We start from the raw sequence: 24,692 nt of genomic DNA, 5'->3' as shown, positions 1-24,692 counted from the left end.
AATACAGATTATTATCTTATTCCAACTTTCTGTTCCAAATAAAAATGAAAAAACAGGAAAAATTATTCCTGTTTTATAGTGTATAAGTCTTTGAGGTATTCATTTTGTTACTGTTCCAATAAAAATTAAATCGCGTTCCAAATCACGTCGTTTGGTACTGCTGCAACTATTTCAATATTTTCTTTGCTTACAGGATGTGTAAAAACTAATTTTCGAGCGTGCAAATGAATTCCACCATCGGGATTACTTCGGTCAAAACCATACTTCAAATCGCCTTTTATTGGGGAACCAATAGCCGAAAGTTGAGCTCTGATTTGATGGTGTCTACCGGTGTGAAGATTGATTTCCAGAGCAAAATAATTGTTGAGTTCCCTAATGATTTTATAATCTAAACTCGCTAGCTTACTGTCAGGAACTTCTTTTAAATGTGCTTTTGAAGAATTGTTTTTTTCGTTTCTTTTTAAGTAATGAACGAGTTTATCTTCAGACTTTAAAGGTTTATTTTTGACAATACACCAGTAGGTTTTTTGAGTTTCCCGGTTACTAAACAACTCATTCATTCTCGTCAATGCTTTACTAGTGCGGGCAAAAACGACAATTCCAGTTGTTGGTCGGTCTAAACGGTGCACCACTCCTAGAAATACTTCTCCGGGTTTGTTGTATTTGTCTTTAATGTATTCTTTGACTACTTCAGACAATGGTTTATCGCCTGTTTTATCGCCTTGTACAATATCGCCCACACGCTTGTTGACCACAATAAGGTGGTTGTCTTCGTGCAGAATTTGGAGATTTGATTTGTCTGAAACTATTTTCATTTGGGTTTTTAGAGTATTGGAATTTAAATCATTAGACTTTTTAGATGTTTAGCTATTTATACAAGTCTTGCAGTTTGAAAATTTAAGAAAGAATCTAATAAAGTTGCTTTAAATCTTAAAGTCATTTTTACAATTTCATCTAGCATATTTGCGAACTGCTTTAAATCTTGTGAAGTTATAAAACCCAAATCTGATGAAATAAGAATTTGTGTTTCGACTTCATAAGCGGAACCGATAGCGATTTCTAAAAATTGTGCAAAGTCCTTATTCGATTGTCTTGACAGTCCTTCAGCACTATTTGACGGAATAGAAACAGAAGCCCCGCTTGATTGATTTGTTACTCCAAATTTTTTTCGCTGGGCAAAAGACAAAGTGACTTTATAATTTCAGAAGAAAAAAAAAGCTACTTTTTTCCAAATCCCCAAATCCTTAAATATATGCACTCCTTTTTTTTAGTCTGACAATTTAAAAAACTAACGATCTAAAGAGTCTATTTTAATATTGCTCATTTGCATTAGGGAAATCACTCGATTTTACATCGGCAACATATTGACCTATAGCAGATGTCATTCCCTCGTATAAATTCATATATCTTCTCAAGAAACGTGGGCTAAATTCATTATTCATTCCTAACATGTCATGAATTACCAGAACCTGTCCGTCAACTCCACCACCTGCGCCAATGCCTATAACTGGAATCGATATGCTTTGGGCTACTTTCTCGGCTAAATGTGCGGGTATTTTTTCTAAAACTAAGGCAAAGCAACCTAATCTTTCAAGTAATTTAGCGTCTTCGATTAACTTATGCGCTTCTTCTTCTTCTTTAGCGCGAACGGTGTACGTTCCAAATTTATAAATGGATTGTGGGGTTAAACCCAAATGGCCCATAACAGGAATTCCTGCGTTTAATATTTTCTTGATGGACTCTTTAATTTCTTTACCACCTTCAAGTTTTACTGCGTGTCCGCCGCTTTCTTTCATAATTCTAATAGCAGACCGCAAGGCTTCTTTCGGGTCTGATTGATAGCTTCCAAAAGGTAAATCCACAACGACCAAAGCTCTTTCTATAGCTCTAACTACTGAGGACGCATGGTAAATCATCTGATCTAAAGTTATAGGCAACGTTGTTTCATGACCTGCCATGACATTTGAAGCGGAATCACCCACAAGAATCACATCGATTCCAGCACTATCAACGATTTTTGCCATAGTGTAATCGTAAGCCGTTAGCATAGAGATTTTTTCTCCGTTAGCCTTCATCTCAATCAGTGATTTCGTGGTAATCCTTTTGTAATCTTTTTTAGCGACAGACATTTTTATGTTTTTTATGATTGTAAAAGTAGTGAAACTAATTCTTTTGTGACAACTAAATAGATTTGCCTTTTTTAAAAATAGATACTTTTTATGGTGATTTCTGGTTCTTGTTAATTTTTTGAAATACGAATGCGCCTTATTTGGATAACAGACGTGTTAAATATCAAAAATCTGTAAGTTATGTAATATTCAACTGTAATAGTGTAACAAATTAGAAGACAAGAGTCGCAACTTTGTTTTGCACTCTACTGATTCAAAATATTCCTTTTAAAGATTAAATTGGGATTCTAAAAAAAAAAGCAATTATTTCTTATAATTTGGTTTTGCTTTTTAAAAGGTACGTTTTCTCAGTCCTGGCAATATTTAGGTCGAAAATCCAGTGTTTTGTTTTGCATTTTTTGGTTTGAGAGTTAAATTTTTCAACTTTGATATAAGGTCAATTCGAGGGAAATTTGACTGTAATCAAAAGAAGTAGTAAAGCCAAAATTATCCCTTTTACCCCGCTATGTTTAAAAAATTATAGAAGAATTAATGTTAAATCCTTACTAAAATGAAAACAGCACTTACGTATACCAAAATCAACAATCAGCTATTTAAACTCAAAGATTTGATTGATCCTGCAGTTGAATCAGAAAACAATAAAACGGATGAAATTACACAATTAGTCAGTATTCCAAAGGGTGAATCCCCTGAAATATTGATAATTTCGTCATATCCTCCTAGAGAATGTGGGATAGCAACCTATAGTCAAGATTTAAAAAATAGTATTATTCAAAAATTTGGTAGTGCTGTATCTGTCAAAATTTGTGCTTTAGAAAACAAGAAAACAACAGCCACGTATCCCACAGAAGTAAAATATCATTTGATCACTTCGGAAAAAGACAATTATGAAGAGCTTGCGGTAAAAATTAATAATGATGATCGCATCTTTATGGTTTTTTTAGAGCACGAATTTGGCTTATTTAGTGGTAAAAATGGGAGCTACATAATTGAATTGTTAACTCATTTAAAAAAACCGGTAGCAACTACTTTTCACACCATTTTGCCAAAACCAGATCATGATTTAAAACTAATTGTTCAAAAAATTGCCCAACTTTCCGATTCAATTGTTGTAATGACTAAAAATTCCTCGGCAATTTTGATTAATGATTATGGTATTTTGGATGAAAAAATAAAAGTTATACCGCACGGCACCCATTTAATTTCTCCAAAGGAAAAAGGTGTGAAATCTAAAATTCATTTGGAGAATAAATTAGTTCTCTCCACATTTGGATTAATTAGCGAGGATAAAAGTATAGAAACAGCTTTAGAAGCTTTGCCTCAAATTATAAAGAAATTTCCTTCGGTTATTTATCTGATTATTGGGAAAACACATCCCGAAGTTGTGAAAAATGAAGGAGAAAAGTACAGAGAATATTTAAGTGCCAAGGTAATGGAGTTGAACATTCAAAACAATGTCCAGTTTATCAACAGCTACTTGTCACTTGAAGATTTAATCGATTACTTGCAACAGACCACCATCTATTTATTTACTTCTAAAAATCCAAATCAAGCCGTAAGTGGCACCTTAGCGTACGCAATGGCGTGCGGTTGCCCCATAATTTCTACTCCAATTCCGCATTCAAAAGAACTTCTAGAAGGTGCGGGAATTAATTTTGATTTTAAAAGCTCAGGGCAACTTGCGAATGCTGCAATAAAATTATTATTGGATCCCAAATTATTAAAACAAATGCGATCCAATGCTTTGCATCGAATTAATCCAACGGCTTGGCAAAATATAGCCATTTCTCACGTTAAATTAGCGCAGGAAATTAGTAAGGGAAAGCAAAATGCTTTGAAGTTTAAAATGCCAGAAATTTCATTGGCGCACATTAAACGATTGACCGCTAAGCATGGGATGATTCAGTTTTCTACAATCGATATTCCTGATTTGGAAACGGGATACACACTTGATGATAATGCCAGAGCGTTAATTGCTGTTACAAAACATTACTACCTTACTGGTGAATTAGACGATATAGAGCTGATAAATACCTATTTAAATTTTATTTTATTTTGCCAAGAATCGGATGGATCTTTTCTAAATTATGTAGATATTGAGTGTAATTATTTCGAAAAAAACCATCACGAAAATCTTGAAGATTCAAATGGTAGAGCAATTTGGGCATTGGGTGAATTTATGACTTATGCACATTTGTTTCCTGAACGAAGAATAGAAAAAGTGAGACTCGCTTTAGATAAATCGCTCCATTATATAAATAAATTTCAATCACCAAGAGCAATTTCTTTTGCAATTAAAGGCCTATACCATTATAATTTAAAGAAGAAAAGCACAGAGATTGAAAACTTGATTGTTGCGCTTGCGGATAACTTGGTATCAAAATACAGAGGTGTTTCAGAAAAAAAATGGGATTGGTATGAAGATTATTTAACTTATGCCAACAGCCTTTTACCAGAAGCAATGCTTTATGCTTCCATGAGTTCTGGTAGTTATTTATATAAAGATATAGCCAAAAAAACATTTGATTTTTTATTGTCAATAATATTCAAAAACAATCAGATTAAAGTAATTTCAAATCAAGGTTGGAAACTTAAAGGTAAAAGCCCAAATCAATTTGGAGAACAACCCATAGATGTGGCTTATTCTATTTTAGCTTTGAATCAATTTTACGAAATCTTTCAAGAAGTAGGCTATTTAGAAAAAATGAAAATTGCCTTTAGTTGGTTTTTAGGCAATAATCATTTAAGTCAAATTGTTTATAATCCTTGTACAGGAGGATGTTATGACGGTTTAGAAGAAACACATCTCAATTTAAATCAAGGTGCTGAATCAACAGTGAGTTATTTATTAGCAAGATTAATTTTTGAAAAAAGGGTAAGCCCAAAAGAGGGATCGAAGCGCTATTCAGACTTGCAACTGAGTAAAAAAAGAGAAAAAGCGTCAAAATTATTAAATAAAATTCCAAAAGATATTTCTGAATAGCTTCAAAATTTAGTTTCTTATCCAAAGAAAACGTTTTTTAATTCAGCATTATAATTTGTAAATCGTTTTATCTAGTTTTAATAGTATTCTTGGTCGTATTAAAGGATTTCATATTTAGCTTTTTTTCTCTTTTCTATAATAAGGAACGGGTTTGATTCCTCTTTTGAGACACGAATTCGTAGTCTTCAAACGGTATGGAATGAGAAACAATTTTATAATACTTTTATAGTGACCATTTGTCAGTTCTATTTTTGAATATTTTGAACGCATTATTTAAAATAGCGCACTGCATTAGATTGTTTACTTTTATAAAAAATCTAAAGGTTTTATTCCTGGAATCATTGGGTTTCAATCACGATTCTGCTATTTTACTTCGTACTATTATGTAGTTAATATTCTGATTTATAGGTATTTATATTTTATATTAATTAATTACATAATGCAATTAAAATTCCTATTTCTGCATCTAGATCTCTAGCAATTCCATGAAATTCGTCACCTAAAGTTATAAGCTGTGGTGGTAATAAATTGGCTTTATGGAACTCATTTGCTTTTTGAATCAATTTTTTGAACTTTTCCATAACTGATTTTTGTTCTTTTGCACCACTATTGATACTATCAGCTTTTAAGATAAATCTCTAATTTTTAGTGAAAATTTATTATTTATTTCAGAAATAGTGCAGTAAAAGAAGGTTTAAAAAGTCAAATGGCGAATTTTGATAACATTCATAATTGGAAACGATAGCAATTAATATGTGTCGTCATTCAAATCTGATTCTTCTTCTGCAGATTTTTTGTAATCATTATTCAAGAATTGAGTGTACTTCTTTTTATCTTTTTGGTTTTTTCTAAAAAGGAATACAATCAAAATAATTGCGCAGAAAATAACGATACTAATAATAATCCAGTTGATCTTCATTTTTTTTACGTTTATAGAATTAGTATTTTGACAGATGGTATTAAAATGTACCGCAACGAAAATTGGTGTTTAAACAAAGTGAGAGGCTCGTGCTTCTAAATTAGATAGCAAACGTAATGTATTTCATGATGAATTAGGATAAACAGACCCATGAAATAGTGTTGGACGTATCATAGCTTTCAATTTTACAAAAGCTAGTAGGCGAACATTCCTTTTAAAATCAACAGATTGTATTCTGTATTTTAATTCTTATCTGCTTCAGACCTATAGAAATCATCTCATGCATCTAGAATTTACACCACGAAAATACTTAATATATTTATTGTACTCTTTTTTTATGCACTATTTTTTGTTCTGAAAAGGTGAATAAAGACAGATAAAAAAAAGATAAAAAACACCCAATCATTTATCCCGTAAATGGAATAAAATAGTCCAGCTAATACATCTTTTTTATACACGTCGTAAACATTATTATTTATGATCCAATTGGTCCAAATAAAACCATAAATAAATTTTTCAATGACAAAAATTCCCACAAGCCATTTCACCTCATGATACTTTTTTGCCACTGACATGTAAGTTAATCCCCAAATGAGTATCATAAGTAATCCAAAATTGGACATTACTTGTGGATCAAATTCAGTAATTATGGAATTTGTAAATAATTTCGAAAAAATTAATACTGTTGCGTTCATTAATCCAGCAATTAGAAACCCTTTTGTAATTGTCGTCTTTTTAATTATCATACCTCAATTATTTTGATTTTCAGAATTATTTTAGCACTAGAATTTTAAGTCAGCATTCTGGTCCGCTTTTTTTAGCTCGCTTTAATCAGTATAACCAGCATTAATCTTTAGTTACAGTAGTTAATTTATTCTTGTTGTTGCTTTCTGTTTGTCATAAGACCAAGCATCATAATCAGTGCAGTCAAAATTATCACTTGAATAATAAGTGATTTATTTACCAATGAAATGCTTTGCTCCGGTCCAATTGTAAGGAAAAGTAAAATGGTAATGAGGCCTCTTGGAGCGATAAATAATAGAGGGGATAATGAAAGTTTGGAAATTTTTAATTGGATTGCTCTGAAAATATAAATTGCAGTTACAATTCCGACTGCCCAAATCAATGTATCCGTATTCAAGATTTCTTCAGTTTGGATAAGATACCCAAAAAGTAGAAAAAAAAGTGATCGTACTAAAAATGCAGCTTCAGTTGTCAACTCCTTAAATTTATTTACCTCTGTATTTAGCTCTTCTGGTTTTAATTTTTCAATCCACTTAAATTGTTTTAGTTCATCAAGATTGCCCATAAATAAACCAAAAAGAAAAATGAAGATTAGTCCAGGAAGATGATAAACTTTAGAGACAGCATATATCAAAATAACTAGTAAAATGATGGGAGCAAATTTTATGTGGTGATCGATTTTATTGAGCATAAAAGCAAGTCCAATTGTTGCAACAAAAGAAATAACAGTAATAGCAATAAGTTGTAATCCAAAATATCCAAAAGAGGAAAAACCAAAACTATCATTTAGAGCAATAAAATTAAAAAATAAAACACCAATGATATCGGACAAACTACTTTCATAGATGATAAATTCTTTATTAAAAGAGGTCAACGACTTTACACTTGGGATTGCAATGGCACTGCTTATTATACAAAGAGGTACAGCATTCGTTAAACTGTCTTTAAAGGAGAACTGTCCATAATGATGGAATAAAAATGAAAGTAAAAATGCTAAAGCAAGCAGTGGAAAAAGAGACACTAAAAATGATTTTTTGATTAAAGGGGTTTTAGATTTGTTAAATTCTAATTCAAGAGAACCTTCAAGAACAATCAATATTAGTCCTACAGTCCCAAAGAAGGGAAGTATAGGTGTTAGATCGGGAATACTAATTTCAAAGAAGGTGGTTAACTGTCGGACAAAAAATCCCAACAGCAATAATAAAATTACCGCAGGCACTTTTGTCTTTGACGATGTTCGCTCAAAAACATAAGCTAATAAAAGTAACGTACATATTGTGATGATAATTGTTATTGTCATAATAATTCATTGTGGTTCTTAAAGTATTTCAGTCCTTCTTTGTAGCCTTTTTGAGGTTGTAAAATTGAAAATTAATTGCTTTCTGCTAAGATAATACTTCTTGCCAAAAAAACTTTTAACTTGTATAAATTTCGCAGTATCACAAATCTTGCTAATCACTTCGTTTTTAGTTTTTTTTCGCAACAAAGGGATTTGAATATATTAAATAGGTTTGTACTGCTTTATAAATATTCCGCTAAGACTTAGAACAAATTGACTTATTCAATTTTCTTGGAGTATGAACTTATTTTTCGAGAAGAAACAGGTATCTAATAACCGCGTGACACTTTTTTTATTTCTAGCTTTCTACAGTCAAATAGTAGAAGATAGGTAAAAGTAAGGACATTTTACTTATTTGTTGTTTGTTATGAAAAACTAATTTTACTATCAATGTCTGTTTTGATCTAAGTGCTGCTTGACCAGTTTCGAAACAGCTTTTTCCCTATTGATACAAATTAATTTGCTTTCTGATATTTGTATTTTTTATTAAAACCTGATACTTTTTTAGTTTATTCCAATCTTAGTTGCTGTTAAATGCTTTTCTACTATTTATCAATTCTGACTTGTCTTTTTTTATTAAATTTTATTCGTTAATTTTTTGAGCATTAAAACCATAAAATAGAAATAGTAAGTGGGTTAGGCATGCGCTCTTTAATTAGAGCTTACCATAAAATAATGGGGAATTTTTTGTGAGTATTAAAATACGCGATAGTGAAGAATTTCGCTCTCAGTAAACTACAAAAGTGGTGAAGCATCAACAGTTTAATTTTTATTTAAAGGACATTTTTAGATTACCGCAATCAATTTCCCTTTGAAAACATTATTTTGGCGGTATGATAAGTTTATGTTGGCGACTATGATCTTTCGCACTTACTGCAAACAAAATTAGATGCAGAGTTGAATACGTCTCCTTTTTATTAAAACCAATTGTAAAATCAAATCTACCCCATCCAGGTGCTCCCGCATCGGCCATTACACAGCCTTTTTTTAATTCATTTTATCCATCGCCAACCACCCAATTAAAGATTGTTTCAAAAACTTGTGCTTGTCCTTGCACTCGGAATTTATTTTCCACTACTTCTTCTAGCGTAACGTGGCGAAAACGCAGATTTACCTACTCTTTTACAGTAGTGTTTTGGTGCTCAGTGGACTGCGATACTTGAGCTGTATCGCAGGTCACCAATTTATCAATGCTTTTTGTAGCCTCGCTTTTCTCTTTGATACAGGCAAACAACAGCAAGGATAGTAATCAGATAATTGATTTAATATTTATTGTTTTCTATTTTGAAACTTAGTTCTGACTTTGATGTGCTGCCGAAAATCGCCTTTGCATCTAAGCATTGTTTACTGAGAATTTTACAATTGTTAGTATAATTGCACTCCAAAAATAGCTGCTTATCACATACTTCAAAGTGTTTTGGAACTATTAGCACCAAATTAACAAATTCAATAATGAAAATAAAACGGAAGAGACCAAGTTTTTAATAATATAATCATTCTTGCTTTTCTTAAAAATGCAGAAAGTAAAAAAAAAATACAAATTAGTACAAAGATAAAAACATTTTGTTTTGGTTGATTTCATTTTCAGACTATTAATTGCTTTAAACCATTGAAATATAGCATTTTAATGTTTATTTATCCCTGTTAAAAGAGCCTATCTGAGCTGAAACAAGATAAAAAATGTTACATTAAGATGCGCATTAACAATCTGCCATATTCACGGCAATTGCCAGACCGCCTTCGGAAGTTTCTTTGTATTTGTTGTTCATATCTTTGGCAGTTTGCCACATGGTTTCCACCACTTTGTCTAAAGGCACTTTTGCGTTTTCGGGATCGGTGGCTAAGGCTAATTCGGCAGCGTTAATGGCTTTTATGGCGCCCATGGTGTTGCGTTCAATACAGGGAATTTGGACTAATCCGCCAATAGGGTCACAGGTCATTCCAAGATGATGTTCCATGGCAATTTCGGCTGCCATTAATACCTGCTCTGGTGTTCCGCCCATTAGTTCGCATAAAGCGGCAGCTGCCATCGAGGAGGAAACCCCAATCTCTGCCTGACAACCGCCCATCGCTGCTGATATAGTAGAACCTTTCTTGAAAATACTGCCTATTTCACCAGCAACCATCAGGAATTGTTTAATTTGCTTTTCACTGGCCTGGTGGTTTTCAATGACTAAGTAATACATTAAAACAGCAGGAATAACGCCTGCACTACCGTTAGTTGGAGCAGTTACCACCCGTCCTAGCGCCGCATTGACTTCATTTACTGCAAGTGCAAAACAGCTCACCCATTGCAGGATTTGACGAAATTTAACCTCTGTTTTTCTAATTTCTTCAAGCCAACTTTGTGGAGAATTATAATTGGCTAAACCAATTAAGTTTTGGTGCATGTCAAATGCTCTTCGGCGTACGTTTAATCCTCCAGGAAGAATCCCTTCAGAATGACAGCCAATGTACATGCATTCCAGCATGGTGTGCCAAATACGGATCAATTCGTGATCGATTACGGCTTCAGTACGCATTGATTTTTCGTTTTCAAAAACGATTTCCGAAATGGATTTATTTTCGTTTTTACAGTACTCTAGTAATTCTGATGCTTTGTTAGTAGGGTAAGGAAAAGCACATTTTATTTGTATTTTCTTTTTAGCATTGATGCGTTCCTCTTTGACTACAAATCCACCACCAATAGAATAAAAGGTGGATGCATATTCACGATCATCGGTCATAAAAGCCGTGAACGTCATGCCATTGGCATGAAAAGGAAGGAAGTTTTTATTGAAAACGATATCTTGGAGAAAATAGAAAGGAATTTGTTTTTCGTTTCCTAAATTAATTTCGTTTTTTGATTCGATGGATTTTATAATGGCATCGATATTTTCTATAGGAATGTACTCTGGATCTTGTCCGCTCAATCCCAGCATTACGGCTAAATCCGTTGCGTGCCCTTTTCCAGTCAAGGAAAGAGAACCGTATAGGTCTATTTTTACTCGGATTACAGCATGAAGCAACAACTCGTTTCTCAATTCACCTAAAAATCGTTCGGCAGCTCTCCATGGGCCAAGTGTGTGTGAACTCGAAGGGCCTACACCAATCTTTAGCATGTCAAAAACTGAGATACATTCTTCCATCTTTTGTGTTCATTTTGTGATCGACAAATATAATAGAATGTTATTAGGATCCGAATTATATACGAGATTTTATTAATTATTTAATAAGGAATAGTGCTGTAATGTTAGTATTCCTCAATAAAAATGAATTAATAATAGACGAGAGCTTTGGTACAATCCGTTTTTAATTAATCGAAAATTTTGCTTGTGCAAGACTTCGTAAATTGCTATTTTTGAGGCATAACTAACCCAAAATAATATGAAAAAGACTGTTTTTTCTTTTTATCTAATGCTAACTTTGGTGCTGAGTGTTCACTCACAAGTGCAAAGTCCTTCAGAATTTTTGCCCAATTACGGAAAGCAAATAACGTATTACCATCAAGCCGAAAATTATTTTAGGCATCTTACGGAAAAATCTCCTTTAATAAAACATCAAAAATATGGAGTAACTCCCGAGCAAAGAGATTTGAATGTATATTTTATTTCTAGTCCTGAGAATTTGGCTAACTTGGAACAAATTCGAAATAATAATTTAGCCGCTATTGGTTTGTCCGCTAACAAAAGCCAAATGATTGGTGATAAATTAATTGTATGGTTGAGTTTTAATGTTCATGGAAATGAATTTGCTGGAACTGAAAGTGCTATGACTGTAGCCTATGAGCTGGTAAATCCCTCAAACGCCGAAACTAAAAAGTGGTTAGAAAACACTATTGTAATCTTGGATCCATGCATCAATCCTGATGGATATTCCAGATATGGGAATTGGTTAAGAGAAATTTCAAGTAAAAAAACACATCCCGATTTGTCAGATAGAGAACACATGGAAGTTTGGCCAGGTGGCAGGTACAACCATTATATCTTTGATTTGAATAGGGATTGGGCGTGGCAAACCCAGCCGGAAACCCAACAGCGTATCGCATTGTACAACCAGTGGATGCCTCAGGTGCACACGGATGTACATGAAATGGGATATGATTCTCCCTATTTTTTCCCACCGTCAGCGGAACCTTTGCACGAATATATTGAAAAGTACCAAAAAGATTTTCATTATACGTTAGGTAAAAATATATCTAAAAAATTTGATGCTCAAAACTGGATGTACAATACTGGTGAGCGTTTTGATCTGTTTTATCCAAGTTATGGAGATACCTATCCTACTTATAATGGAGCAGTAGGGATGACTATGGAACAAGGCGGAATAGGAGCTGGGAGAGCAGTTACAATGAGTAACGGAATCACATTGACTATAAAAGATCGCTTAACCCATCATGCAACGGCAGTTCTTACGGTTGTAGAATCAGCGGCAGCACAAGCGGATGTTTTGCTGAAAGGTTTTAGAGGTTTTATGAATAATTCTCGAAAAACGGTCAAGGGAAATTATAAAATGTATGTGATGAAAAACAATCCGAAGTTGGTTCAAATGGCGGATTTGTTGAAAAAAAACAATGTAGAATTCAGTTATGCTGATGCTACTCAAAAAGCATCCGGATTTAATTATACTACAAAAACAGAGAAAGGTTTTACAATTGAACCAAATGATTTAATTGTGAAAGTAGATCAGCCGAAAGCCGTTTTTGCGCAAGTGCTTTTTGAACCAAACCAAAAATTAAATGACAGTTTATCGTATGATATTACTTCATGGGCGTTGCCTCTGGCTTATGGAGTAGAAGGGTATGCACTGAAAAATAGTGTAGCTGTTAAAACAAAAATGGCAATTGAAATGCAGGAAAAAGTCATTCCGCAAAACGTGTATGCGTTTCATATTCCTTGGAATAATAGAATTTCAGCTCAGGTTTTGTCGCTGTTGCATCAAAATAATATTAAAGTGCGATCAGCAATGAAGAAAGCTGTTTTTGGAGAAGTAATTGTGGAGCCGGGTGGTTTGTTAGTGACTAAAGCAGATAATCCTAAAATAGTTGATTTTGAAAAAACAATTGCAGGACTAGTGAAAATAAAAACGGATTACAATTATATTGCTACGGGTTTTTCCTCGAATTCGAAAGATGTAGGAGGAGAAAATTTTAATTTATTGAAAGCGCCAAAAGTGGTTTTATTATCTGGAAAAGGGGTTGGTTCCACTGAGTTTGGTGCCGCTTGGTATTATATGGAAGAAACAATTGGTTATCCAGTAAGTGTGATTGAAGTAGACAATTTCAACAGATTAAACTTGTTCAATTATAACACGTTAATCTTAGCAGATGGATATTATGAATTCTCCGAAGACCAACAAAAGAAAATTGGAGAATGGATTAAAAACGGAGGAAAAGTGATTGCAATGAATAGTGCATTAACACTTTTTGAGGGAAAAGAAGGCTATGCATTAAGTCCATTTGCATCCGAGGAAGATAAATTGAGTTCTGAGAAAGAGGCGGAAGAAGAAGCCTTAAAAGAACGTTTTTTAGATTTTCAAGACTCGGAGCGCAGGTATATTTCTAAATCAATTCCTGGTGCTATTATAGAAAATTTACTGAATAAAACACATCCTATGTCTTTTGGTTTAGGGGATAAGTATTTCAGTCTAAAGACGGACGACAGGCATTATTCGCTATTGAAAAAAGCAACCAATGTCGTTTATGTGCCCAAAGACTATAAGAGTTATGGTTTTATTGGAAATGAAATAAAAAAGAAACTCAACAATACCGTGAGCTTTGCCGTAGATAAAAAAGGAGATGGATCCGTAATTTATATGGTTGACAACCCGTTATTTAGAGGTTTCTGGGAAAATGGAAATTTATTATTCAGTAATGCTTTGTTTTTAGTAAATTAAAAAGCCACAATATTGAAACCATAAAAAAGAGCCCAGCAATGGGCTCTTTTTTATTGGGATCAAATTACCATTCGAAAGTACCGTTACTTATTTTCTTCCGAAAATTTTGCTGATTATAAAAATTAGTACGGCCAGTACTGCAACAACTATAAATATTCCAACACCTACTCCAGCTTTGAATATTCCTTCTATTATTGAACAGCTTGAGAATGATATCAATACTATAAAAAGCATCAATAAACGAGTTAATTTTTTTTGCATGATTATTTAGTTTAGGTTAAAAATGTAAATTTATTGCTTTCAAGTAAGCAGTTTGTTATATAATTTAGAGGGGTTATTATATAATTTATATAAAAAAGAGCGTAAAAGGGTAACTAAAATGGATATTTAAGTATAAAAGTAAAACAAAAATATTTGTAGTTAAACAGCAATAGTTTTTTATTTCACACAATATAGTAGAATAAAAAGCGGCATTGTTTTGTAAAATGGAGTCGTACGAGGTAAATCATCACAATTACTGCTAAAACGGTCAAGTATCAAATTGGTTTATAGGAATTTCTAATGTTACAGTAATAGTGGCTAATCTTTCTATCTGATTCTCAGGGGATTTTATCCAATTTTGCCTTATACCGGGGTTCTAAAACCCATTGCCAAAATGCTTTAGGGTGTTTTTGTAAAAAAGCAATTTGGTTTTTAGCAGGTAAACAAGCAATGATGTTTATTTTCTCTCTTTTTAATTATAAAATCCTAAATCGGAATTCGTATATTTGTCAAACCAAACAATATAATCTACTATGAGTCAAAAAGTATTACTTACTGCAAAAGAAGTTACTATCATATTACATCGTTTGGCCTGTCAATTAATTGAAAAACACTTAGATTTTTCAGATACGATTTTAGTTGGAATTCAACCACGAGGTGTTTTTTTAGCGGAACGCTTGAAAGAAATTTTGGAAAATGAATACCAAACTCCTGAAATTCAATTAGGTTATTTGGATATTACCTTTTTTAGAGATGATTTTCGAAGAACCGACAAACCATTGGAGGCCAATAAAACTAAAATTAATTTTATTGTTGAAAATAAAAAAGTCATTTTTATAGATGACGTTTTGTTCACTGGACGAAGTATCAGATCTGCTTTGACCGCTATTCAATCTTTTGGTAGGCCTTCAGAAATTGAACTATTGGTATTAATCGACAGACGTTTCAGTCGCAATTTACCTATTCAGCCAGATTATAGAGGACGACAGGTTGATGCAATCAATAACGAAAAAGTCAAAGTGAGCTGGAAAGAAAATGAAGGTGAAGATGGCGTCTACCTAATTACAAGTTAGATCGTTTTTAAACGCTAACTATTAAAAACTAATAATCGTAAACAGCAATGAAAGAATTAAGCGTAAATCATTTGTTAGGCATAAAATACATCAATAAGAATGATATTGACCTAATTTTTGAAACAGCCGATCATTTTAAAGAAGTCATTAATCGCCCCATAAAAAAAGTACCTTCTTTAAGAGACATTACCATTGCCAACATTTTTTTCGAAAATAGTACGAGGACAAAACTTTCTTTTGAACTTGCTCAAAAACGTTTATCAGCTGATGTTATTAGTTTTTCAGCTGCACAATCCTCTGTCAAAAAAGGAGAAACACTAATTGATACGGTGAATAATATACTTTCGATGAAAGTTGATATGGTGGTAATGCGACATGCAAATCCGGGAGCTGCTTATTTTTTATCCAAAAATGTAAAAGCAAGCATCGTTAATGCTGGAGACGGTGCGCATGAACATCCTACGCAAGCTTTATTAGACAGTTATTCGATTAGAGAAAAACTAGGAGAGGTCGCTGGGAAAAAAGTGGTTATTGTAGGGGACGTTTTACATTCTAGAGTTGCATTGTCTAATATATATGCTTTGCAAATGCAAGGGGCCGAGGTGAAAGTTTGTGGGCCTAAAACGCTAATTCCCAGATATATTGAATCGCTTGGAGTTACGGCAGAACCAAATCTTAGAAAAGCACTTGAATGGTGCGATGTGGCAAATATGTTGCGCGTGCAAAATGAGCGAATGGATGTGAATTTTTTTCCATCAACAAGAGAATATGCACAACAATATGGAGTAGATAAAACACTTTTGGATTCTTTAGATAAAGAAATTGTCATCATGCACCCAGGACCTATCAATCGTGGTGTGGAGATTACTAGCGAAGTCGCTGATTCAAGTCAATCAGTGATTTTAAACCAAGTAGAAAATGGTGTCGCAATTAGAATGGCTGTAATTTATCTTTTGGCATCAAAAATTCAGTAGTTTTAGGTGAAACTTTGTAAATTAGCTACTTGTAATCGAAAATACCGCTGGGTAGTTTCATAAATATAGTAAAAATGAAAGTAGATCAAAAAGGACATACCGTAACGATTAGAGATACACAAGGGGATTTTATGTCTTTTCTTATGAAGGTTACGCACCAGTATAAAACATTCGAAAAACACAACATAATGATTGATCTTTTGTTACATAAAGATTTATCTACCAATGATATTAAGCAATTTATGCCTTTATCGAAACAACATAAAAAAGCAAAAAAATCTTTTGTCATAATTACTTCTGATTTTGATTATAATGCCGTGCCTGCTAAACTAACCGTGGTGCCTTCCTTATTAGAGGCGCACGATATTATAGAAATGGAAGAGATTGAAAGAGATTTAGGGTTTTAACAAATATCTTATGGATTTTTACAAAAACAAAAAAGACGCACATCTTTTAAGCATTATTCTATTCGCATGTTTTATAATTTTAATGGGTCTCAATCTCTATAAAGTTTTTACTACTGACGATTCATACAGCAAATGGGGAGTAGGTGCAAACTTATTATTAGCAATTTCTCAAGGGCTACAAATTAAAAAATATAACAAGGAAAAAAAGGATAGTATTTTGTAATTAATTTTTACATAGCGAATTATGAATGGTCCATTTTTAATTCTATCGTAACTTCTAACATGAAATTAAAAAATTGAAACTAACAATACTTGGTTGCTATGCAGCTACACCACGAACTTTTACCAATCCCACCTCCCAGATTTTAGAAATAAAAAACAGACTTTTTTTAATCGATTGCGGAGAAGGAACGCAAGTGCAATTGCGCAAGAACAAAATCAGGTTTTCTAAGATTAATCATATCTTCATTTCTCATTTGCATGGGGATCATTTTTTTGGATTAGTCGGTTTAGTATCCACATTTACTTTGTTGAACAGAACTACCGATTTGCATATTTATGGACCAAAAGGAATCAAAGAAATTATTAAATTGCAATTGCGATTGTCTAATTCTTGGACAAATTATGGTTTGTTTTTTCATGAACTGGAATCGCTAGAAAGCGAGATTGTTTATGAGGATAATAAGGTTAGGGTGCAAACCATCCCATTAAAACATCGAGTGTACACAAATGGTTTTTTGTTCCAAGAAAAAATAGGGGAGAGAAAACTGAATTTAGATGCAGTCCAGAATTATGAAATTGATAGTTGCTATTATCAAAAAATCAAAAATGGTAAAGATATCACACTAGAAGATGGGAGAGTTATTGAAAATGACAAATTGACTTTTGATCCTATTCCAACTAAGAGTTATGCTTTTTGTTCTGATACCGTTTATCATGAAGCTATTATTCCCATTATAGCAAATAGTACTGTATTGTATCATGAATCTACCTTCCTGCAGTCTGAGGAAAATCTGGCTAAAAAGACACTTCATTGTACTGCAAAAGAGGCTGCAACCATTGCTCTGAAGGCTGATGTAGGACAATTAATCTTGGGCCACTATTCAACACGTTATGAAAAAATTGAATTGTTTAAAGACGAAGCCGAAACCGTTTTTTCAGAGGTGCTTTTAGCCGATGATGGGAAAAGCTTTGAGTTTTAAATAAATAATTGAACTGCATGATTAGATTGGCACAGAAAATTTTGAATGACACTAACCAAATCAGTCTAGAAACGAACATTTTTAAATTAAAAATATATGAACGACCTAAGTAATTACAGAAAATCGTATGATAAGAGTGAGCTATTAGAAGCTTCTATACCCGAAGACCCAATTAATTTGTTTAACAGATGGTTTCACGAAGTAGAGGACTTTGGTGGTGATAGTGAAGTAAATGCAATGACCGTAGCAACAATAGGCTTAGATGGATTTCCAAAGTCTAGAGTTGTTTTGTTAAAAAAGTTTAATGAAGAGGGTTTTATTTTTTATACCAATTACAATTCAGAGAAGGGGAGGGCTATTACCGAAAATCCAAACGTATGCCTCTCTTTTTTTTGGCACACCTTAGAACGTCAAGTAATCATAAAAGGGATTGCTAAACGAACTGCAGAAGGCATATCAGATCATTATTTTGAATCTCGACCTGACGGAAGTAAATTAGGAGCAATCGTTTCAAACCAAAGTGAAGTGGTTCCTTCGAGAGAATATTTGGAAGAAAATTTAAAACAATTAGAAAAAGATTTTGAGAGTATGGTTATTCCAAGACCAAAACATTGGGGAGGATTTCTTGTAACTCCCTTAGAGGTAGAGTTTTGGCAAGGAAGGCCTAATAGATTGCATGACAGAATTCGGTATACTAGCCAACAGGATTACTCTTGGAAAATAGAACGATTATCTCCTTAATGTAAGAAATATATCTATGTAGTTATTTTTATGATGTAGTTCGTCGATTTTTTTAGGTATTTTAACGGTAAAAGATGTATGTTTGAGAAAGAAATAAAAAACATATTATCTAATTATTAAAGTTGTTTGCCCCACAATCTACTTTAAACTTAATCTACTTTTATTATGAAGCTAAAATTACTACGTACATTATTGCTCCTTACTGTGATCTGTACTATGAATTCTTGTTCCTCAGACAGTTCCGAAAACCAAACTGCTGATGCATCTGTAAAAAAAGTGATTAGTTATTCTTATAATTCTATTGAGTTAGAGACTATGGACTTGATAAACGCTCATAGAGTAAGTGTAGGTTTAAATCGCTTGGAAAAAATCAATCACATGTCCTATAAATCTGAAGAGCATGATAATTACATGATCGCAAATAATGTGGTTAATCATAATGATTTTGCTGCTCGTTCAGAAAATATAATGAAGACTTTAGGAGCCAAATCGGTAAGTGAAAATATAGCTTATAACTTTAATACGCCTCAGGCAGTTTTAAATGCATGGTTGTCTAGCCCAGGACATAAAGAAAATATAGAAGGTAACTTTACCCATTTTGGAATTGCGATCAAAGAAAATCCAGTAAATGGTAGAAAGTATTATACAAATATCTTTGCAAAAATTTAAGTTGAGTTTTTTATATTTAAGTGGCTGTCTTTCCCCCAAGAGACAGCCATTTATATTTAAAAACTGTTTAGAAAAATCAGTACTAATCCAGCAGACTAGCTATTAATTTTTTTCTTTAGATGTGTTTTTAGTGATTATTGTTTTTCCTTTGAAAACGTAAAGTATCTCATTCTTTACATATTTTTTTTTGAGTACATATTCTTACCTTTTTATATTCTTATAATCTGTTCTTGATGGATTATTTACACAATCTTTAAAGTGTAAGAGACCTAGGCATCACTGTTTTTTAGTCTAAAAATGAAATAATGGACACGCGGTACGCTCTAATTTGACACCTCTTTATTCCACAAGGTACAGGATCCAAATCCTAATGAGTTATTCTTATTCTGCAAAGGAAGTAGATAAGGAAAATAGTGAAAATAAAAATAGGCTGTCTAAAAGACAGCCTATCGTATTTACTTAGGGATGTTTTTACAAGGCAGTGATAATAAATTCACTTCTTCGGTTAAGCTGATGTTCTTCTTCAGTACATGCTACTCCATCAGTACATTTATTTACTAGTTGAGTCTCACCAAATCCTTTACCAGTCAATCTATTCTCATTTACTCCATTTTTAACTAACCACTTAATAGTTGACTTAGCTCTTCTATCTGATAAAGCTTCATTGTATTTAAACGAAGCGCGGCTATCAGTATGAGAGCGAATATCCAATGTCATCGTTGGATTTTGGTTTAGAACATCCAGTATTTTTTCCAAATCTAAAGCTGCTTCTTTTCGAATATTGGATTTGTCTAAATCGAAATAAATCATTTTTATGTTAAAACATTTACCAAGATCATCACCAATAGTAACTTTACAAACAGCATTCTCTAGTGCGATTTGTAGATATGTTTTTCCATTTTCGTCTGCAATCGTTATCGGTACTTCTTTTACGGTATATTCTGGTTTTTGAGCTCTTACGTAATATTTTTTACCACATTCAACAGGAAATGAATAAGTACCTTTATCATCTGAAACAGTTGTGCTGATGCTATTAAATTGATTGTCAAGCAACGTTATTTTAGTGTTCGGAAGCAACTCTGCAGTATCTCTGTTGGTAATTTCTCCATATAACAATTGCTTACATGCAATTTTTTTTAGTTCTAAAAATTTATAAATGTCATCATATCCCATTCCGCCATCCCTGTTTGAGGTAAAAAAACCTCTTCTTGATTTTGTATCTATTAGATAAGCAAAATCGTCTTTGGGAGAATTAATATCAGAGCCTACATTTTGTACTTTACTAAAAGAACCGTTTGGATTAATTGTAGAAACAAAAACATCTAAACCTCCTAAGCCAGGATGTCCATCTGATGCAAAATAGAGCTCGTTTTCATCATTTACAAAAGGAAAAGTTTCTCTTCCTTCCGTATTAATAGTTATGCCTAAGTTTTCGGGCATTCCATAGCTACCATCATTGTTTATTTGAACTTTAAATAAATCAGATAGGCCTATGGTTCCAGGCATGTCAGAGGCAAAATAGAGCGTTTTACCGTCAGGACTTAATGTTGGATGCGCTGTACTATAATTATCGCTGTTAAAAGGAAGTTCCGTTATTTCAGTCCATTTGTCATTTTCTAAAGTAGCTTTGTATATTTTTATTAAAGTAATTTGATTAGTATCTTTTCCTTTTTTTCCATTTATAAAATTATTTCTCGTGAAGTACATTGTTTTTCCATCATTTGTAAAAGTAGGAGTAGACTCATGGAATTTAGAGTTGATATTAGAATCAAATTTATGAGGAGTAGAGGGAGTCATATCTTCTCCTAAAGTAGAGGCATATAAATTTGTAAAATATTGATTTGTCCATTTGTGTTTTCTTTGTCCAAGACTTCCAGTATCCCTTGCTGATGCAAACACAATTTCATTGGAATACAATGCAGTACCATAATCAGAATAGATAGAGTTTATTCCAGCATCTTCGATTTTATATCTTCCGGAATTAGCTTTAATGGCATCAAGATAATTTTCATTTTCCATAAAAAGTATTCCTCGTCTGTCGTTTCCGGCTTTTTTATTGAATAATTCTAAAAGTTCATTCGCTTTTTCATTTTGGCCAATGGATCTCAAAGACTGCGCATAACGGAAATAATATTCTGGTTCTACTTCTGTTGTATTCATGGCAAATAATTCGCCATACCATTTGGCAGCTTGCTCCAACTCAGCATTAAAATAATAGGAGTTTCCTAATTTTTTAAACATATCTACCGATTTGTATCCTTTTTCAGCAACTTTTTCGTAAGTTTTTATGGCATCTATATAGGCATAGTTGTCATACTTTTTATCAGCAGCTGCAACCTTTCCTTGTTGGCAGTGTGCACTAAATGAAAAAGCGGTAAATAAGGTTATATAGAGGAGTATATTATTTTTCATAATAATTGTTTTTAAAAGAATTTTGGCGTTATGATTTTGTCGTTATTTCCGATTTTATTTCTCTTGTATTAGCCGTGATTTTTGTTTTAATTTTTCCAATATTTCATTGGCACTATCATTTTGACCAATAAATAGTAGAGATTTAGAATATTGGTGATAATATTCAGGTTCTAAATTAATACCCATGGCAAATAATTCACAATACCATTTAGCAGCGTTGCCAAAATCTGCGTTTAAGTAATAGGAATCTCCAATTGTTTTAAATAGATCAGCTGATTTATATCCTTTTTCAGCAATCCTTTCATAGGTTTTGATTACATCTACACAGGCATATTTGTCACTTGCTTTTTCAGTTGTATATAATTTCGACTCTTGGGCATTTCCTTTAAAATAAATAAGACTACTTAGTATGATGCAAAAGAATATATTTTTTTTCATGCAATTTAATTTCTAGAAGAATCGAGGAGTTATAATTTTACCGTTATTTTTAAATATTTCATATCGCAAAAATATTTCATGTGAACCAGAATTATAGTTGTTCAATCTAGTTGTTTCCCGATCATAACCATAACCGATATACATCCCATCAGATACTTGGAATCCTACCATGGCACTTAGAGCAGCGCTCCATCTATAGGCAACTCCAACAACAAATTTCTCACTAAACATGAAGTTACCCGATACATCAACTTGTAAGGGTGCACCAATAACCATCTTAGTTAATACAGCAGGTTTAAATTTTATGGTACTGTTAATATCAAAAACGTAACCACCAATTAGGTAGTAATTTATTTTTTCTTTAAAGATCGCAACTTCATTGTCATCGTAACGATCTGATTCAATAAAATTTGGAATAGAAATCCCAACGTAACCTTTATCAGAATGCAAGTACAAACCAGCACCGATATTAGGAGAAAATTCGTTATCTATATTTTGTATCGATGGATCCGCTTGAGATGGATTCAGTTTTGTGATGTCTAAATTGAATAAATTAGCTGTAGCTTTTATACCAAAAGAAAGTTTTAAGGTTTCCGACATCGGAATTGTATACGAGAAATCAGCAGAAATAGTATTTTCATTAGTAGGGCCAATCCTATCATTAATAAATGAAATTCCTAGTCCTAGGTTATTATTATTTAAGGGGGTATTAATCGAAGCTACATTTGTTACTGGAGCACCGTCTAATCCTACCCACTGCGTTCGGTGCATCGCAAAAATACTCATTGCACCTCTAGAACCAGCGTAGGCTGGATTGATATTGATGGTGTTGTACATGTACTGTGTGTATTGAGCATCTTGTTGTGCAAAACCCGCAAAAGCTGTAAACATCAAAAAGATTAATAATATTTTTGTTCTCATAGTAGATTTTTTTATTGTGATTGAACTATTTCTTTTGTAAGACGAAAGAGGTCCATTTTGAGTAAGTTCAATGCTATTTATATTAAAGAATAGGGCTGGTTCATTTTTTTGAATCCTAAGGACAGCTAAAGGTCCTCAGGATTTAAAATTAATTTAAAATTATTTGCTAAGATATAAATACCCGTCTAATTTTTTGATTTCTACTTTACCATTTCCATCAATAGTACTGTAGTTCAATATGTAGAAATAGGTTCCAGTAGGCAAACCAGAAGACTGATTAACTGTCGTTCTTCCACGTGAAATACCTTCAAAATTGTTAGTCTGATTATTATAGTTTTTAGTTTCAAAAACTAATACACCCCAGCGGTTATATATTTCAACTGTATTTTCAGGATAGCAAGTCACATCATCAATATTATCAATAACAAAAACTTCGTTTATACCATCTCCATTAGGAGAGAATGCATTATGAACTTTAATGTCACCACAACCTAAAACAATACAATCATCATTTATATTGATAGTCAGAACTAGGCTTCTTGGACATGTTTCATTATTAATTCGATACTCAAAGACTTTGTTTCCTAAACTTAATCCAAAAGGAGATAAGATATTTCCTTGTAATGCACCAGTGTTATCAACATCTATCCAAGATCCGTTCGTTGGCGTTCCTTGTGGCAATAAGTTGAAGATATTAATTGTAGACGAGTCTCCACTACAAGCAGAGCTTGCAATTGGTAATTCGCTACTCGCTATTGAGACATTTACCGTTTGTATAAATTTAGAAATGTTGCCACAAGAATCAGAAACAGACCATTCTCTAGTAATTGTATACGAGGTTTGAGAGCTAGTAGTGATTGTTTCTTTAAATACGGCAGGAGAAACTGTTGAACAATTATCGACAAAAACTAGTTCTGGTTTTACAGGAATAGCATCACAAGTTACATTTATGTTTGATTCAAATGTAGTTGTTGTCGTAGGGCCAGTGTTATCTTGGACACTAATAATCTGCGAAGCAGTAGCGGTATTGCCTGTTAAGTCTATAGCTGTCCAGGTTCTTGTTACTGTGTAGGATCCGATACAACTTCCTTGAACGGTTACGTCAATGAATGTTAAAGTAACGGAGCTACAGGTATCAGTTGCTACCGCTTGTGCAAAATTTAGAGGTGCACTACAAGATACAATAGAAGGCACTGGTAATGTCGCGATTATTGGTTTAGTACTATCCTTAATAGTTATAGTTATTGTTGCGGTATCGCAATTTTCTGGATTTAATTTCTCGCATATTTGATATGTTAATAAGTAAGTTCCAGCCGTTATTCCAGAGGAGATAGTAATGTTTCCAAGAGTATCTAATTGAATATTTTCGTTTTGTCCTGAAACTAATGAGATGTTTATCATAGCAGATGTAATTTGACTTCCATTAAGAAGATCATTTGTCAAGACATTACCCACGGATCCTAATGAGGAACAATCGTTTATTGAATAGGCATCATCATTAGCGACAATAGCAGCACTGTTTACTGTAACAGTTACCGTAGCGGTATCACAATTAGTTGGATTTAAGATTTCACAGATTTGGTAAACCAAAGTATAAGAACCCGCA

The 24,692-nt window shown here is 33.0% G+C and carries 22 protein-coding genes and 1 pseudogene; 9 read left to right on the top strand and 14 right to left on the bottom strand.

The window, feature by feature from the left end:
- Positions 1-125 precede the first annotated feature (125 nt).
- The 3 genes from BUA03_RS13250 to panB all read right to left on the bottom strand — a co-directional run bounded on the left by BUA03_RS13250 (position 126) and on the right by panB (position 2,129).
- Positions 126-815, bottom strand: coding sequence for an RluA family pseudouridine synthase (locus BUA03_RS13250; RefSeq protein ID WP_066076450.1), 690 nt, complete (start codon positions 813-815; stop codon positions 126-128).
- Positions 816-871: 56 nt separating this feature from the next.
- Positions 872-1,186 (bottom strand): four helix bundle protein, encoded by a 315-nt coding sequence (locus BUA03_RS13245; protein ID WP_245792661.1) that lies wholly within the window; start codon positions 1,184-1,186, stop codon positions 872-874.
- A 124-nt stretch (positions 1,187-1,310) separates the two neighbouring features.
- Positions 1,311-2,129 carry a 3-methyl-2-oxobutanoate hydroxymethyltransferase gene (gene panB, locus BUA03_RS13240; protein ID WP_066076447.1) on the bottom strand — a complete coding sequence of 273 codons (819 nt, stop codon included), beginning with the start codon at positions 2,127-2,129 and terminating at the stop codon, positions 1,311-1,313.
- 550 nt (positions 2,130-2,679) lie between these two features.
- Between panB and BUA03_RS13235 the strand changes: the two genes are divergently transcribed.
- Complete coding sequence (locus BUA03_RS13235; RefSeq protein ID WP_082854266.1) at positions 2,680-5,112, top strand: glycosyltransferase; 2,433 nt, start codon at positions 2,680-2,682, stop codon at positions 5,110-5,112.
- A 428-nt stretch (positions 5,113-5,540) separates the two neighbouring features.
- On the opposite strand, the gene BUA03_RS16745 is transcribed toward BUA03_RS13235, so the two are convergent.
- The 6 genes and pseudogenes from BUA03_RS16745 to BUA03_RS13215 form a co-directional block, all read right to left on the bottom strand.
- A complete protein-coding gene (locus BUA03_RS16745; protein ID WP_157492186.1) occupies positions 5,541-5,693 on the bottom strand; it encodes a hypothetical protein in 153 nt (50 codons plus the stop codon).
- A gap of 167 nt (positions 5,694-5,860) precedes the next feature.
- Positions 5,861-6,031, bottom strand: coding sequence for a hypothetical protein (locus tag BUA03_RS16740; RefSeq protein WP_169807432.1), 171 nt, complete (start codon positions 6,029-6,031; stop codon positions 5,861-5,863).
- 335 nt (positions 6,032-6,366) lie between these two features.
- A complete protein-coding gene (locus tag BUA03_RS13230) occupies positions 6,367-6,777 on the bottom strand; it encodes a hypothetical protein (protein WP_066076444.1) in 411 nt (136 codons plus the stop codon).
- A 125-nt stretch (positions 6,778-6,902) separates the two neighbouring features.
- The gene (locus BUA03_RS13225; RefSeq protein WP_066076441.1) at positions 6,903-8,075 is read right to left on the bottom strand and encodes a cation:proton antiporter; all 1,173 of its coding nucleotides are present in this window, start codon (positions 8,073-8,075) and stop codon (positions 6,903-6,905) included.
- 859 nt (positions 8,076-8,934) lie between these two features.
- Positions 8,935-9,096 (bottom strand): annotated as a pseudogene (locus BUA03_RS17190) (hypothetical protein); the annotation flags it as partial.
- A 718-nt stretch (positions 9,097-9,814) separates the two neighbouring features.
- Positions 9,815-11,242 carry an L-serine ammonia-lyase gene (locus tag BUA03_RS13215; protein WP_066076438.1) on the bottom strand — a complete coding sequence of 476 codons (1,428 nt, stop codon included), beginning with the start codon at positions 11,240-11,242 and terminating at the stop codon, positions 9,815-9,817.
- A 238-nt stretch (positions 11,243-11,480) separates the two neighbouring features.
- Here BUA03_RS13215 and BUA03_RS13210 point away from each other — a divergent pair, with 238 nt between their 5' ends.
- Positions 11,481-13,988, top strand: a complete 2,508-nt coding sequence (locus BUA03_RS13210; RefSeq protein ID WP_066076435.1) for a M14 family metallopeptidase — start codon at positions 11,481-11,483, stop codon at positions 13,986-13,988.
- 87 nt (positions 13,989-14,075) lie between these two features.
- Here BUA03_RS13210 and BUA03_RS16735 read toward each other — a convergent pair whose 3' ends face one another.
- The gene (locus BUA03_RS16735; RefSeq protein WP_169807431.1) at positions 14,076-14,249 is read right to left on the bottom strand and encodes a hypothetical protein; all 174 of its coding nucleotides are present in this window, start codon (positions 14,247-14,249) and stop codon (positions 14,076-14,078) included.
- A gap of 533 nt (positions 14,250-14,782) precedes the next feature.
- Here BUA03_RS16735 and pyrR point away from each other — a divergent pair.
- The 7 genes from pyrR to BUA03_RS13175 all read left to right on the top strand — a co-directional run bounded on the left by pyrR (position 14,783) and on the right by BUA03_RS13175 (position 19,315).
- Positions 14,783-15,322, top strand: a complete 540-nt coding sequence (gene pyrR / locus BUA03_RS13205) for a bifunctional pyr operon transcriptional regulator/uracil phosphoribosyltransferase PyrR (RefSeq protein WP_066076432.1) — start codon at positions 14,783-14,785, stop codon at positions 15,320-15,322.
- Positions 15,323-15,369: 47 nt separating this feature from the next.
- Positions 15,370-16,296, top strand: coding sequence for an aspartate carbamoyltransferase catalytic subunit (locus tag BUA03_RS13200; RefSeq protein WP_066076428.1), 927 nt, complete (start codon positions 15,370-15,372; stop codon positions 16,294-16,296).
- A 74-nt stretch (positions 16,297-16,370) separates the two neighbouring features.
- Complete coding sequence (locus BUA03_RS13195) at positions 16,371-16,703, top strand: ribonuclease Z (RefSeq protein ID WP_066076426.1); 333 nt, start codon at positions 16,371-16,373, stop codon at positions 16,701-16,703.
- A 10-nt stretch (positions 16,704-16,713) separates the two neighbouring features.
- The gene (locus tag BUA03_RS13190; protein WP_066076423.1) at positions 16,714-16,926 is read left to right on the top strand and encodes a hypothetical protein; all 213 of its coding nucleotides are present in this window, start codon (positions 16,714-16,716) and stop codon (positions 16,924-16,926) included.
- Between the two features lie 73 nt (positions 16,927-16,999).
- The gene (locus BUA03_RS13185; RefSeq protein ID WP_066076420.1) at positions 17,000-17,905 is read left to right on the top strand and encodes a ribonuclease Z; all 906 of its coding nucleotides are present in this window, start codon (positions 17,000-17,002) and stop codon (positions 17,903-17,905) included.
- 96 nt (positions 17,906-18,001) lie between these two features.
- Positions 18,002-18,646, top strand: a complete 645-nt coding sequence (gene pdxH, locus BUA03_RS13180; RefSeq protein ID WP_066076417.1) for a pyridoxamine 5'-phosphate oxidase — start codon at positions 18,002-18,004, stop codon at positions 18,644-18,646.
- 165 nt (positions 18,647-18,811) lie between these two features.
- Entirely contained in the window at positions 18,812-19,315 is a 504-nt protein-coding gene (locus tag BUA03_RS13175) for a CAP domain-containing protein (protein ID WP_066076414.1), read from the top strand.
- 471 nt (positions 19,316-19,786) lie between these two features.
- Here BUA03_RS13175 and BUA03_RS13170 read toward each other — a convergent pair whose 3' ends face one another.
- The 4 genes from BUA03_RS13170 to BUA03_RS13155 all read right to left on the bottom strand — a co-directional run.
- A complete protein-coding gene (locus BUA03_RS13170; protein ID WP_066076411.1) occupies positions 19,787-21,727 on the bottom strand; it encodes an OmpA family protein in 1,941 nt (646 codons plus the stop codon).
- A 54-nt stretch (positions 21,728-21,781) separates the two neighbouring features.
- Positions 21,782-22,165, bottom strand: a complete 384-nt coding sequence (locus BUA03_RS13165; protein WP_066076407.1) for a flagellar motor protein MotB — start codon at positions 22,163-22,165, stop codon at positions 21,782-21,784.
- A 12-nt stretch (positions 22,166-22,177) separates the two neighbouring features.
- The gene (locus BUA03_RS13160) at positions 22,178-23,086 is read right to left on the bottom strand and encodes a PorP/SprF family type IX secretion system membrane protein (RefSeq protein WP_066076404.1); all 909 of its coding nucleotides are present in this window, start codon (positions 23,084-23,086) and stop codon (positions 22,178-22,180) included.
- 159 nt (positions 23,087-23,245) lie between these two features.
- On the bottom strand, positions 23,246-24,692 hold a 1,447-nt coding region (locus tag BUA03_RS13155), incomplete at its 5' end, for a T9SS type B sorting domain-containing protein (RefSeq protein WP_139255664.1).

The organism is Flavobacterium fryxellicola, assembly GCF_900143245.1.
In the GTDB taxonomy this organism is placed as follows: domain Bacteria; phylum Bacteroidota; class Bacteroidia; order Flavobacteriales; family Flavobacteriaceae; genus Flavobacterium; species Flavobacterium fryxellicola.
Note: the sequence above shows the minus strand (reverse complement) of the source record. Positions and strands in the feature narration are given on the sequence as shown.

Coding starts and splice junctions, on each gene's coding strand:
- BUA03_RS13250 (WP_066076450.1), bottom strand. CDS start 815: ATGAAAATAGTTTCAGACAAATCAAATCTCCAAATTCTGCACGAAGAC.
- panB (WP_066076447.1), bottom strand. CDS start 2,129: ATGTCTGTCGCTAAAAAAGATTACAAAAGGATTACCACGAAATCACTG.
- BUA03_RS13235 (WP_082854266.1), top strand. CDS start 2,680: ATGAAAACAGCACTTACGTATACCAAAATCAACAATCAGCTATTTAAA.
- BUA03_RS16745 (WP_157492186.1), bottom strand. CDS start 5,693: ATGGAAAAGTTCAAAAAATTGATTCAAAAAGCAAATGAGTTCCATAAA.
- BUA03_RS16740 (WP_169807432.1), bottom strand. CDS start 6,031: ATGAAGATCAACTGGATTATTATTAGTATCGTTATTTTCTGCGCAATT.
- BUA03_RS13230 (WP_066076444.1), bottom strand. CDS start 6,777: ATGATAATTAAAAAGACGACAATTACAAAAGGGTTTCTAATTGCTGGA.
- BUA03_RS13225 (WP_066076441.1), bottom strand. CDS start 8,075: ATGACAATAACAATTATCATCACAATATGTACGTTACTTTTATTAGCT.
- BUA03_RS13215 (WP_066076438.1), bottom strand. CDS start 11,242: ATGGAAGAATGTATCTCAGTTTTTGACATGCTAAAGATTGGTGTAGGC.
- BUA03_RS13210 (WP_066076435.1), top strand. CDS start 11,481: ATGAAAAAGACTGTTTTTTCTTTTTATCTAATGCTAACTTTGGTGCTG.
- BUA03_RS16735 (WP_169807431.1), bottom strand. CDS start 14,249: ATGCAAAAAAAATTAACTCGTTTATTGATGCTTTTTATAGTATTGATA.
- pyrR (WP_066076432.1), top strand. CDS start 14,783: ATGAGTCAAAAAGTATTACTTACTGCAAAAGAAGTTACTATCATATTA.
- BUA03_RS13200 (WP_066076428.1), top strand. CDS start 15,370: ATGAAAGAATTAAGCGTAAATCATTTGTTAGGCATAAAATACATCAAT.
- BUA03_RS13195 (WP_066076426.1), top strand. CDS start 16,371: ATGAAAGTAGATCAAAAAGGACATACCGTAACGATTAGAGATACACAA.
- BUA03_RS13190 (WP_066076423.1), top strand. CDS start 16,714: ATGGATTTTTACAAAAACAAAAAAGACGCACATCTTTTAAGCATTATT.
- pdxH (WP_066076417.1), top strand. CDS start 18,002: ATGAACGACCTAAGTAATTACAGAAAATCGTATGATAAGAGTGAGCTA.
- BUA03_RS13175 (WP_066076414.1), top strand. CDS start 18,812: ATGAAGCTAAAATTACTACGTACATTATTGCTCCTTACTGTGATCTGT.
- BUA03_RS13170 (WP_066076411.1), bottom strand. CDS start 21,727: ATGAAAAATAATATACTCCTCTATATAACCTTATTTACCGCTTTTTCA.
- BUA03_RS13165 (WP_066076407.1), bottom strand. CDS start 22,165: ATGAAAAAAAATATATTCTTTTGCATCATACTAAGTAGTCTTATTTAT.
- BUA03_RS13160 (WP_066076404.1), bottom strand. CDS start 23,086: ATGAGAACAAAAATATTATTAATCTTTTTGATGTTTACAGCTTTTGCG.